This is a genomic window from Ochrobactrum sp. Q0168, from assembly GCF_016427605.1.
In the GTDB taxonomy this organism is placed as follows: domain Bacteria; phylum Pseudomonadota; class Alphaproteobacteria; order Rhizobiales; family Rhizobiaceae; genus Brucella.
Window position 1 is genome coordinate 627,926 of sequence record NZ_JAELXQ010000001.1, and the last position, 12,363, is coordinate 640,288.

The window sequence follows — 12,363 nt, forward strand, 5'->3', positions numbered from 1 at the left end:
ACCGAGCATCTGATCCCAAATCAGGTGCTCTTTTTGTCGTCGACATGCTGAGGCAGACCTTTGCGCTTGGTCTCGGCGAATTCTTCCAGTTCTTTTTCGGTCATCGATTCGTACATTTCTTTCGATGCGCCAATCAACTCGCTGACCTTGATCTCGCCGCGCTTCGCCGCCAGTGCGGCACCGGCGGCTTTCTGTTGGGCTTGAGATTTTGCAGGCATGAAATCTTCTCCTTTGCGCCCCCCAAGGCCAACGTGCCGGCCGAGAATCGGTTCCAGCTATCCTTGTTCGCTGTCAAAACGGGAACGCGCGCTGCGCAAAGCCGCGCGGTTCGCGACCGCCCATTGTCCCAGACTGTCGATAGGCCCCGCCAGCGAATGACCGAGCTCCGTCAGCGAATATTCCACTTCCGGCGGTGACGTTGGGCGTACATGTCGCGAAACCAGCCCGTCGCGCTCAAGCGAACGCAACGTGACCGTCAGCATACGCTGCGAGATTCCTTCAATTTCCCGCCGTAAGGCGTTGAAACGCATGGGACCACCTTGCAGGCTGAAGATAACCAGAATGCTCCACGTGTCGCCTACCCGGTCGAGCACATCCCGGATCGGGCAAGACCCCTTGCCGTCCGTCTCAAAGGCCGGTGTTGACGACAATAGCGGTGTCTTGGCGTCTGGTCGTGTCGGTATCGTCATAGTCATGCTCGCTTCATCGGATCATATCGGATGTTTCAGCCTGCTCAGTCGCAACATCCAGCTTGCGCCCAAGCGCACCAACTCCGCGCGTGACGCGGATCGCCCCGCCCCCATCGCCTTGCCTTTTGTGCGGTTACTTCCATGTTTCCTGCCCATGTAGAAGTGCGTTCTTCACAAGCCTCACTGCCTGTCATATGTAGTTACCAGAAATAACCTGATTATGAAACATGCCTTAAATCTAAAGGCTGTAAAAGCGTAAGGAAGGAACGGAAATGGCTAAAATTGCACTCATTGGCGCGACCGGATTTGTCGGCGCAGCGATCCTCAACGAAGCGGCATCCCGCGGTCATCAAGTTACCGCGCTGGTACGCCACCCGGAAAAGGTTGAAAAGCTAGCCAATGTAACCGCTGTCAAGACCGACGTGTACGACACGGACGCGCTGGCCCAGCAGCTTGCTGGACACGACATCATCATTTCCGCTTTCAATCCCGGTTGGGGCGACGCGAATATTCGTGAAAACCACATCAAGGGCAGCCGCTCGATCAACGAGGCCGCCAAGAAGGCAGGCGTCAAGCGCCTCATCGCTGTCGGCGGCGCGGGTAGCCTGTCGATCAACGGCCAGCAGCTTGTGGACTCCGCCGAATTCCCCGCAGAATGGAAAGAAGGCGCTCTGGGCGCCCGCGAAGCCCTGAAGGAATTGCGCAAGGAAACCGGCCTCGACTGGACTTTCGTCTCTCCTGCTATCATTCTTCAGCCGGGCGAACGCACAGGCAAATATCGTCTTGGCGGCGACGAGCCGGTTTTCAACGACAAGGGCGAGAGCATCATTTCGGTCGCCGATCTGGCCGTAGCCATTGTCGACGAGGCAGAACAGAGCAAGCATATCGGCAAGCGCTTTACGGCAGCCTATTAATCTCAGCTTCTTGATCCCACCGTTGTCTTAACATTCAAGCCGGGTGGCAAATGTCATCCGGCTTCACGCATCAAACAACAGACGGAGGCGAGCGGAGATCGAGCGAGCCGATCAGGTTTTTCTGGATTTTCTCGGCTTTGGGGAAGAGCTTTTGGCACCACGGTTGCACAAGTGCGCAAAAAGCTCGGCGTGCCATCCGTAACATAAAGAAAAGTCCGATCTCCCGACCGGGCTTTTACTAAACCAGTTCCACGTCGACAACGCCTTGAATGGCTTTCATGGCGCTCGCAATCTGCGGACTGACACGGTAGCGGTGCGGCAATTCGATTTCGACTTCGCGCTGGCCGTTATCCTTGATGACGATCAGACTCACCTGTCCATCACCGCGGGTGTTGAAATGCGGCGCGATGTGGCGAACCGCTTCCGCCGAGCGCAGATAAAGCCGCATGGCCTTCTGCATGCGGCAGGCCTCGTCCTCAAGCGACTGCACCGTCTGGATGCGCAAACCAATACCTTCCGGGCGGTTTTCAGCCTGCACCGTGATCACCACCGATTTGCCGCTTTCCAGAAGATCGCGGTATTGCGCGAGCCCTTCCGAAAACAGCACGGCTTCAAACTGACCACTGGCGTCCGATAATTGCACAATGCCCATCTTGTTGCCGGTGCGGGTCTTGCGCTCCTGACGCGCCGTTACCGTGCCCGCCAGACGCCCGGCATTGGCGCCGCGCTTCACCGCAGCCGAAAAATCAGCCCAGCTTTGCACGCGCATACGATCCAGAACCGCGCGATATTCATCGAGCGGATGCGCCGACAGATAGAAACCGACTGCCTGAAACTCGCGATGCAGCATTTCTGACGGCAGCCATGGTGCTGCCTGCGGTAGAATAAGCTGTTCCTTCGGCGCACCCGACAGGCCGAAAATATCGGACTGGCCGCTGGCTGCATTTTCCTGCGTACGCTGGGCAAAGCCCATGATGCGGTCCATGCCCGCACTCATTGCCGGGCGCTCGCGCTTGAAGCAATCCATCGCGCCCGCATTTATCAGGCTTTCCAGCACGCGGCGATTGACGATCCTCGGATCGATCCGCTCGCAGAAATCCTCAAGGCTTTCAAACGGCTTTTGCGCGCGCACCTCCACGATATGATCGACGGCGGCTTCACCGACACCCTTGATGGCTGCCAGCGAATAGAAAATCTGCTTCTCGCCGACTTCAAACGGACGGAAGGAGGTCATCACCGATGGCGGCACAACCTCGATCCCCAGACGATTAGCCTCGCGGCGGAAATCATTGAGCTTGTCGGTGTTCGACATATCGTAGGTCATCGACGCGGCGAGAAACTCGACCGGATGATGCGCCTTCATATAGGCGGTCTGGTAGGAAACGATGGCGTAGGCTGCCGCGTGCGACTTGTTGAATCCGTAATCGGCAAACTTCGCGAGCAGATCGAAGATCATATTCGCCTGCGCCTTGTCGACTCCGCCTTCAATGGCGCCATCCACAAAACGGACACGCTGCTTGTCCATTTCCTCGCGGATCTTCTTACCCATGGCGCGGCGCAGAAGGTCAGCTTCGCCGAGCGAGTAGCCGGAAAGCACCTGGGCGATCTGCATCACCTGTTCCTGATAAACGATAACGCCCTGCGTTTCCTTGATCAGATGGTCGATCTTTGGGTGAATGGAGGCGATTTCCTCTTCACCGTTCTTGCGCGCATTATAGGTCGGGATGTTCTCCATCGGGCCCGGACGATAGAGCGCGACGAGCGCGATAATGTCTTCGATCCGGTCCGGGCGCATGCCGAGCAGCGCCTTTCGCATGCCCGCGCTTTCAACCTGGAACACGCCGACCGTTTCGCCGCGCGACAGCATTTCATAGGTCAGCTCATCATCCAGCGGCAGATGAGTGAGATCAATGTCGATCCCCTTGCGCGCCACCAGCTTGACCGCCGTTTCGAGAACCGTCAGCGTCTTCAGCCCGAGAAAGTCGAACTTGACCAGCCCGGCCTGCTCCACCCATTTCATGTTGAACTGGGTAACCGGCATATCGGAGCGCGGATCGCGATACATCGGCACCAGTTCCGACAGCGGACGATCGCCAATCACGATACCGGCAGCATGGGTCGAAGCGTGGCGATAGAGGCCTTCCAGCTTGAGCGCCATATCGAGAAGCCGCCCGACGACCGGCTCCTTCTCTCGTTCCTCGGTGATCTTCGGTTCGGTTTCGATGGCCTGCGCCAGAGACACCGGGTTGGCCGGGTTCTGCGGCACGAGCTTGCACAGCCGATCCACCTGGCCATAGGGCATTTCCAGAACACGACCGACGTCGCGCAGCACAGCGCGCGCCTGAAGCGTACCGAAGGTGATGATCTGCGCCACCTGATCGCGCCCGTATTTCTCCTGTACGTAACGGATCACCTCTTCGCGGCGATCCTGACAGAAGTCGATATCGAAGTCGGGCATCGAAACGCGGTCAGGATTGAGGAAGCGCTCGAACAGCAACGAGAAGCGCAGCGGATCCACATCGGTGATCGTCAGTGCATAAGCGACGAGCGAACCTGCGCCCGAACCACGGCCCGGCCCCACTGGAATGCCATGGGCCTTGGCCCATTTGATGAAGTCGGCAACGATCAGGAAGTAGCCGGGAAATTTCATGCGTGTGATGATGCCGATCTCATATTCGAGACGCTCGGCATATTGTTCCGCCGTATAGCCTTCCGCGAGCCCGATGCTCTCCAGCCGCATCTGCAAGCCCTCGCGGGCCTGCCGCGCCAGCTCTTCCGCTTCCTCGGCTACAGCAGCTTCAGGATCATCGGATTCGCCGGTAAATCGCGGCAGGATCGGAGCACGCGTCTGCGTGTACCAGCTACAACGCTTGGCAATCTCGACCGTATTGTCCAGTGCCTCGGGCAAGTCGGCAAAGAGCGCCGCCATCTCGGCACGGCTTTTCAGATAATGATCCGGCGTAAGGCGGCGTCGGTCGTCATTGGAGAGGATTTGTCCTTCCGCAATGGCCAGGAGCGCATCATGGGCTTCGTAATCCTCAGCCTTGAGGAAGAATGCCTCATTGGTGGCAACCAGAGGCAATTCCATCTCATAGGCTAGCGCAACGGTCTTTGCTTCCAGAGCGCGATCATAGCCCGCATAACGCTGCAATTCGACGTAAAGCCGATTGCCGAATGTTTCATGCAGGAACGCCAGACGCGATTGCGCCCTGTCTGGTCGGTCTGCCGCAAAGGAGCGACCGATTGGCCCGAGCGGCCCACCTGACAGAACGATGACGTCCTTTGCCAAGGCGGGTAACCAGCTCGCTTCTATATGCACCGGATCGCCGGAAGGCGTATCCAGAAACGCGCGGCTTACAAGCCGCACGATATTCGCATAGCCCTCTTCCGTCGATGCAAGCAGGACGAGCGGAGCCAGATCGAGCGCAAGCCTGCGATTGACGCTACGCCCATTGTCGTTGTGGTCGCCAAAGGCAACATCGACCTGACAGCCGATGATCGGCTGCAGACCATCTTTTGACGCCTTCTGCGCAAATTCCAGCGCGCCGAAAAGATTATTGGTGTCCGTTACCGCGATGGCCGGCGCTTCGTCGGCAATCGCCTGTTTGATGACCTTGCCGAGCGGCAATGCACCCTCAAGCAAGGAATAGGCCGAGTGAACACGCAGATGCACAAAACGCGGCGTGGAAACGCTTCCACCGGCTGCATTGTCTGCTGCTGCATCACTCATTCTATTTACCCCGATCAAACTGAACCGTGCGGGTGGACATACACCCGCTTCATGGGACCGCCTACTGAAATGCGGCGGGTCGCCAGCGACTCTGTCGCTTTGAGCTTTCAGTTTCAGGGAATGTCCCGGCGATGTCCAGAGAGACCGCCGCCGGTATCGAAAGGGTACACAAGAGAACCCTCACTGTTGACTTCAGATCGCACTGACCCAGATGGCGAAGGTTGCAATAAACAGGCTGACGGAGACGAATGACAAAACGTCGTGGACGAGATCGGTCATGTGGAAAACTCCTCTGTGTTCACGTATGTTTATTTTTTGTTCTATTTTTGTTCCTAAGTCAACACCCTGTTCGAGTCGCCAGTTACATTAGGGTTTACGAATAATAAACACGCAACCGCAGGCGGTATCACGCGCCTGCGGTTTCAATGGCTTAACGATGGAGAGAGTTGGACGTCTTACAGATCAACGACCTTGCCGTCCTGCAGGGTCACACGCCGGTCCATGCGGCGGGCCAGCTCGTGATTATGCGTGGCGATCAGCGCCGCAAGGCCAGACTGACGCACAAGCGCTTCCAGCGCGCCGAACACATAGGATGATGTTGTCGGATCGAGATTGCCGGTCGGCTCGTCGGCCAACAGCACAAGCGGCGCATTGGCAACGGCGCGCGCAATGGCAACACGTTGCTGTTCACCGCCGGACAGCTCGGCAGGACGGTGCGATGCACGCTTGCCGATCTTCATATATTCGAGCAGTTGCTGCGCACGTTCCGCTGACGACTTCTTGGTCAGGCCACGGATCATCTGCGGCATCATCACGTTTTCCAGCGCGGAAAACTCGGGCAGCAGATGGTGGAACTGGTAGACGAAGCCGATGTCGTTGCGGCGCACCGCCGTGCGGTCGTCGTCGGAGAGCGTGCTGCAGGAGCGCCCATCGAGAATGACATCGCCATGGTCGGGACGTTCCAAAAGACCCGCCGTGTGCAGCAGCGTGGACTTGCCTGCACCGGATGGCGCAACGAGCGCGACCATCTCGCCGCGACGCAGCGTGAAATCGGCGTCCTTCAGGATGACCAGTTCGCGGTCGACTTCCTTATAGGCGCGACTGACCTTTTCCAGCCGCAGAATAATCTCAGCCGCCATTATTCGTACCTCAATGCTTCGACCGGATCGAGCTTGGCAGCGCGCCAGGCCGGGAAAATGGTGGCGATAAAGGAAAGAACCAGTGCCATGACGATGACGGAAATCGTCTCGCCCGGGTCCATCTTGGCTGGCAGCTGGCTCAGGAAATAGAGCTCCGGATTGAACAGCGTGGTGCCGGAAAGCCATGAGAAGAACTCACGCAGCCGCTCGACATTCAGGCATACGACGACGCCGAGAACCACACCGGCGACCGTGCCGGTCACGCCAATGGCGGCGCCTGTCATCAGGAATATGCGCATGACTGCGCCGCGCGTCGCGCCCATGGTGCGCAGGATCGCGATATCATGCCCCTTATCCTTCACCAGCATGATGAGACCGGAGATGATATTGAGCGCCGCGACCAGCACGATCAGCGTCAGGATCATGAACATGACGTTGCGCTCGACTTCCAGCGCCGAGAAGAACGTCTGATTACGCTGACGCCAGTCAACAAGCGTCAGCTGGCGGCCCGCCGCCTCTTCCACCGGCGCGCGCATCGCATCCACCTTGTCGGGATTATCGACAAAGATTTCCAGCGACTGCACCTTGCCTTCTTGATTGAAGAAGAGCTGCGCCTCGGAAAGAGGCATCATCACGATGGAATTGTCATATTCCGACATGCCGATCTCAAAGATCGCGACAATCGGATAGGCTTTCACACGCGGATTGACGCCAAATGGCGTCACATCACCATCAGGAGAGATCACCCGCAGCGTATCGCCGACTGCAAGCCCCAGATTTTCGGCCATGCGCGTGCCGATGGCGACGCCGCCGCTCTGGTCAAAACCTTGCAGCGTGCCCTGGCGGATATTGCCCGACACGAGCTTCAGCTTCTCGAGGTCTTCTTCGCGCAAGCCACGGATCAGGGCACCATTGCCCGCGCCGATAGTGCCCTGCACCAGAGCCTGCCCTTCCACAACGGGAATGGCGAATTTGATGCCGGATATACCGTCGATACGCTTGATCAGATCGGCGTAATCATCCAGCGGACGATCGATCGGCTGCATGATCAGGTGGCCATTGATGCCGAGAATGCGAGTCAAAAGCTCGGCGCGAAAACCGTTCATCACTGCCATAACGATGATGAGCGTCGCCACGCCAAGCATGATGCCGGTGAAAGAAAACCCGGCGATCACAGAAATGAACGTTTCACGGCGGCGCGCACGCAGATATCGCCACGCGATCATCCGTTCGAAGGCCGAGAATGGGCCGGACTTGGGCGGCTTTACCGCTGCCTTGGCATGCCCTTCGGACTTTGCTGCCGCCGCGCCGCTCATGCTTCAGCCGTCAGCATGTTGATGGCGGCTTCCACCGTCAGGTTCTGGCGTTCGCCGGTCTTGCGGTCCTTGACTTCAACCTCGCCAGCGGCAACGCCGCGCGGACCAACGATCACCTGCGTCGGCAGACCGATCAGGTCCATGGTCGCGAACTTAGCGCCCGGTCGATCGTCCGTATCGTCCAGAAGCGGATCGACACCGGCATTGGTCAGAGCTTCGTAGAGCTTTTCGCTGACAGCGTCGCAACCTTCGTCGCCGGGCTTCATGTTCACGATGCCTGCGCCGAACGGTGCAATGGCCTTCGGCCAGATGATGCCCGCATCATCATGGAATGCTTCGATGGCGGCAGCCACCAGACGCGACGGGCCGATGCCGTAAGAGCCCATCGACACCAGATGTTCCTTGCCGTCCGGGCCCTGCACTTTCGCGCCCATCGGCTCCGAATATTTGGTGCCGAAATGGAAGATGTGACCGACTTCGATGCCGCGCGCCGAAACCTGATCCTCTGCTTTGACCTTGGCCCAATCGGCTTCGTCATGCATTTCGTCGGTGGCCGCATAAGGCGTCGTCCAGCGATTGACGATATCGGTCAGCTGCGCATCGTTGCGGAAATCCGTATCCGCGCCCGGCACGGCCAGATCGAGATAGGCCTTGTCGCAATAGACCTGGCTTTCGCCGGTTTCAGCCAGAATGATGAATTCGTGAGACAGATCACCACCGATCGGACCGGTATCGGCACGCATCGGGATCGCCTGCAGACCGACGCGAGCAAACGTGCGCAGGTAGGAGACGAACATGCGGTAGTAAGCCATCTTCGCGCCCTCATAATCGAGGTCAAACGAATAGGCGTCCTTCATCAGAAATTCGCGCGAACGCATCACGCCGAAACGCGGGCGCACTTCGTCGCGGAACTTCCACTGGATGTGATAGAGATTGAGCGGCAAATCCTTATAGGAGCGCACATAGGAACGGAAAATATCCGTGACCATTTCTTCATTGGTAGGGCCGAAAAGCATTTCGCGCTCCTGACGGTCCTGAATGCGCAGCATTTCCTTGCCGTAGGCGTCGTAACGCCCGCTTTCACGCCACAGATCGGCTGATTGGATCGTCGGCATCAGGATTTCGTTAGCGCCAGCGCGGTTCTGCTCTTCACGAATGATATTGCAAACCTTGTTCAGCACCTTCAGGCCAATCGGGAGCCAGGAATAGATACCGGCCGACTGCTGGCGGATCATGCCCGAACGCAGCATAAGCCTATGAGAGACGATTTCCGCCTCCTTAGGATTTTCCTTCAGAATGGGCAAAAAATACCGCGACAAACGCATCGTAACCACCGATCCAAAGAGAATGCCTGCTTGCTTTAAGAATCAGGCAAAAATTAAGCATATTTGAAGGTTTCTTATCGGGTTATGCTTGTGTTGAAAACCCGCTTGAAAAAGCTTTGCGCGGAGCGGTTTTCGCCATCCACAGGCATAAGAGGCAGGTAAATGGCCCAAGGGTGCAAAACACCGCCTCCGAATTCACATTCAATTTCAATATATTACAGATATATCATCAGCTTCGGGAAAATTTCACGAAAGAATTATGACGTTGAAGAAGATTTTTGATGACAAAAGCTGTGCAGTTCGCTATTTTTTTCATCATAAGAGCAACAACGGAATAAAACCGTTGTTTTCACGCGGTCAAAGTCTTGGGAGGATGGATCCAGGCGCGAGCTACGCAGCCGCCAGTAACATGGAAACGGATCGAACGCGTATTTTATTAGCAAGGCGTAAGCCTTGCTTTTTTTTTGCATTTGCATGGATTTCAGTTCCCGCCGACAATTTCAAGAAAAGCCACACAATAACCCATTGAATTTGTATGATTTATCCAGCTGCTTTTGCAGGCGACTATCTGCAATCTATTGCTAAAGTAAAAGTAGTTTTATTCTTGCGCTGACGGCAAGGGTTCGGAAGGAACGCGATGCACACCGCGGAGCTTCCTTAGTTTCATATAATTCAGTGAGTTACGCTAAGATCATAAGTTTCTGCGCAGGGTCCTTTTCCTGCATAAAAGAATGGCTGCCTAAAATATAGGCAGCCCTGAAATTCTCATCCGACTTCGCGAATGCGATTATGTCAGATCGGGGAAGAAATGCGGAATGTCATCGAGACCGAAACCACTGACCTGCGTCACATAATAATAGACCGCGAAGATGAGCGTGGCGACGACTGTGGTGCGTAAAAATGCGCGACCGATGCGCGGCGTTGCCGGAGCGCTGGCCACCGTGCCAAGCGTGACGTTGTTTTCCTCAGCCTGTGTCCGCAGGCCGACGGGCAGCAGCGCGAAAAGCGCTGTCCACCAGATAATGAAATAGATCGCTATGCCGGACATGATGGACATGATTACACTTCCTCAAGCTCAATCAGCGTGCCGTTGAAGTCCTTTGGGTGAAGAAAAAGGACCGGCTTGCCATGGGCACCGGTCTTCGGCTCTCCATCACCGAGAATGCGCGCGCCTTCAGCCTTGAGCTTGTCCCGCGCGGCAATGATGTTTTCCACCTCATAGCAGAGATGGTGCACACCGCCCGAAGGGTTCTTTTCGAGGAAGGCCGCGATGGGCGATCCCTCGCCCAACGGCTCCAGCAGCTCGATCTTCGTATTGCCGACGTCGATGAAAACCACGGTCACACCGTGTTCCGGCAAGGCCTGCGGCGCACCAACATTTGCAGCCAGTTTGCCACGATAAAGCGCGGACGCAGCCTCGATATCCGGAACGGCAATCGCGACATGGTTCAAACGTTCGAGCATCAGCACCTCCCTTGCTGCTATTCCTGTCGAGTGATGGGTCAGCGTATCCTATTCACGAATACGGTCACCACCGGCTTTTTGCCCCACGTCTGATTTGCCGCAGCGCGCACCGCACGGCGCGCGGATTCACGCACCAGCTCGACGTCCTTGCGGCGGACGCGTGGAATGCTCTCGACAGCCTCAACGACCGCATCGAGAAGAATATCTTCCAACAACTCGCCCTGACCATCTTCTTCCGGCAGACCGAAGGTCACCAGATCAGGCTCATCGAGAAGCTTGTGCTCACGGTCCAGCAGGATCGAAACAGCGACGTGGCCGACATAAGCGAGCTTACGGCGCTCGACCATGCCGATCTCTTCCTCATCGCCGATCAGCTTGCCGTCCTTGTAGAGACGGCCAATCGGCGCTTCGTCGATGATTTCGGCCTTGCCCGGCGCCAGTCGCAGCACATCGCCATTGCGGATCTGGGCGACCTGACCGATCCCTTCCATCGCGCCAAGCGAACCCTGCGCCACCAGATGTGCGGCTTCGCCATGCACCGGAACGAGGATTTGCGGGCGAACCCACGAATACATGCGCTTCAATTCACTGCGACGCGGATGGCCGGAGACATGCACCAGAGCATCGTCGTCGCCAATGATCTTGATGCCCCGATCAATCAATCGGTTCTTGATATCAAGAATGGCTTTTTCGTTGCCCGGAATGGCGCGCGACGAATAAATGACCGTATCGCCCGGCGATAGCGCCAGACTGCGCATTTCATCGCGGGCCAGTTTGGCGAGTGCTGCACGCGGCTCGCCCTGACTGCCGGTCAGGATCATCACCACGTTTTCACGCGGAATATAGCCGTAATCCTCTTCGCTCAGATATTCCGGCAGACCTTCCATATAGCCAAGCTCGGTAGCGACCGAGATTGCGCGCTTCATCGAGCGACCAACCACCAGAACCTGACGACCCGCATCGCGCGCCGCTTCCGTAATCGAGCGAATACGGCCCACATTGGAAGAAAAGGTGGTGATCGCCACGCGTCCACGGGCGTTTTCGATCAGCTCGCGCAGGCTGTCGCCGACCTGACGTTCCGACGGCGATTCACCCTCGCGCATGGCGTTGGTGGAATCGCAGATCAGCGCCACAACACCAGCGTCGCCAATGGCGCGGAAGCGCGCTTCATCGATGACCGGGCCAAGCGACGGTTCCGGGTCCATCTTCCAGTCGCCCGTATGCACAACCGTGCCGAGCGGCGTAGTGATCGCCAGGGACACAGGTTCCGGGATGGAGTGCGTAACGGCGACCGCTTCAACCTTGAACGGACCAACTTCGAATTTCTCACCAGCCTTATAGATGGTGATCGGAATTTCCGGTGCACTGATCTCGGACTGGCGTTTGGCTTCAAGCAGACCGGCGGTGAACGGCGTCGCATAAACCGGAACCTTCAGGCGCGGCCACAGATCGAGCAGCGCGCCGAAATGGTCTTCATGCGCGTGGGTAATGATGATACCGCGCACATTGTTCTTTTCCGCTTCAAGATAGCGGATATCCGGCAGAATGAGGTCGGCGCCCGGCTGTTCCGGCCCGGCAAAGCTCACGCCCATGTCGACGACCAGCCATTCGCGGTTATCCGCAGGTCCAAAGCCGTACATAGCGAGATTCATGCCGATTTCGCCAACGCCGCCAAGCGGCAGGAAGACGAGTTCCGGAGTATTGGATCGGGCCATGAAATTTCCTTTGTAATTATACCTGCTTATAAAGTGTATCCGGATCTGTTTGCCCCAAAACTCGATCCCAC

Annotated in this window: 11 protein-coding genes; 2 read left to right on the plus strand and 9 right to left on the minus strand. The window is 57.1% G+C overall.

The window, feature by feature from the left end; all coding sequences use genetic code 11:
- Positions 1-20: 20 nt before the first annotated feature.
- Together JAU75_RS03015 and JAU75_RS03020 are read right to left on the minus strand one after the other, a co-directional pair.
- Positions 21-218, minus strand: a complete 198-nt coding sequence (locus tag JAU75_RS03015) for a DUF3008 family protein (protein ID WP_199054460.1) — start codon at positions 216-218, stop codon at positions 21-23.
- 57 nt (positions 219-275) lie between these two features.
- Complete coding sequence (locus JAU75_RS03020; RefSeq protein ID WP_199054912.1) at positions 276-689, minus strand: helix-turn-helix domain-containing protein; 414 nt, start codon at positions 687-689, stop codon at positions 276-278.
- Positions 690-961: 272 nt separating this feature from the next.
- On the opposite strand from JAU75_RS03020, the gene JAU75_RS03025 reads away from it, so the two are divergent.
- The gene (locus JAU75_RS03025) at positions 962-1,603 is read left to right on the plus strand and encodes an NAD(P)-dependent oxidoreductase (protein ID WP_199054462.1); all 642 of its coding nucleotides are present in this window, start codon (positions 962-964) and stop codon (positions 1,601-1,603) included.
- Positions 1,604-1,841: 238 nt separating this feature from the next.
- Here JAU75_RS03025 and dnaE read toward each other — a convergent pair whose 3' ends face one another.
- The 4 genes from dnaE to proS form a co-directional block, all read right to left on the minus strand.
- Positions 1,842-5,333: a DNA polymerase III subunit alpha gene (dnaE, locus tag JAU75_RS03030; protein WP_199054463.1), complete on the minus strand. Its 3,492-nt coding sequence runs from the start codon at positions 5,331-5,333 to the stop codon at positions 1,842-1,844.
- A 455-nt stretch (positions 5,334-5,788) separates the two neighbouring features.
- Positions 5,789-6,472, minus strand: coding sequence for an ABC transporter ATP-binding protein (locus JAU75_RS03035; RefSeq protein WP_199054465.1), 684 nt, complete (start codon positions 6,470-6,472; stop codon positions 5,789-5,791).
- Positions 6,472-7,788, minus strand: coding sequence for a lipoprotein-releasing ABC transporter permease subunit (locus JAU75_RS03040; RefSeq protein WP_199054467.1), 1,317 nt, complete (start codon positions 7,786-7,788; stop codon positions 6,472-6,474). The genes JAU75_RS03035 and JAU75_RS03040 overlap by 1 nt, the downstream gene beginning before the upstream one ends.
- Positions 7,785-9,113, minus strand: a complete 1,329-nt coding sequence (gene proS / locus JAU75_RS03045) for a proline--tRNA ligase (protein WP_199054469.1) — start codon at positions 9,111-9,113, stop codon at positions 7,785-7,787. The genes JAU75_RS03040 and proS overlap by 4 nt, the downstream gene beginning before the upstream one ends.
- 259 nt (positions 9,114-9,372) lie before the next feature.
- Here proS and JAU75_RS03050 point away from each other — a divergent pair, with 259 nt between their 5' ends.
- Positions 9,373-9,642: a hypothetical protein gene (locus JAU75_RS03050; protein ID WP_199054471.1), complete on the plus strand. Its 270-nt coding sequence runs from the start codon at positions 9,373-9,375 to the stop codon at positions 9,640-9,642.
- A 258-nt stretch (positions 9,643-9,900) separates the two neighbouring features.
- Here JAU75_RS03050 and JAU75_RS03055 read toward each other — a convergent pair whose 3' ends face one another.
- From JAU75_RS03055 to JAU75_RS03065, 3 genes are read right to left on the minus strand one after another with little or no spacing between them, the layout of a single operon-like run.
- A complete protein-coding gene (locus JAU75_RS03055; protein ID WP_078338437.1) occupies positions 9,901-10,170 on the minus strand; it encodes a DUF1467 family protein in 270 nt (89 codons plus the stop codon).
- A gap of 2 nt (positions 10,171-10,172) precedes the next feature.
- The gene (mce, locus tag JAU75_RS03060) at positions 10,173-10,577 is read right to left on the minus strand and encodes a methylmalonyl-CoA epimerase (protein WP_199054474.1); all 405 of its coding nucleotides are present in this window, start codon (positions 10,575-10,577) and stop codon (positions 10,173-10,175) included.
- 38 nt (positions 10,578-10,615) lie between these two features.
- Positions 10,616-12,292: a ribonuclease J gene (locus JAU75_RS03065; protein WP_199054476.1), complete on the minus strand. Its 1,677-nt coding sequence runs from the start codon at positions 12,290-12,292 to the stop codon at positions 10,616-10,618.
- Positions 12,293-12,363: the final 71 nt, after the last annotated feature.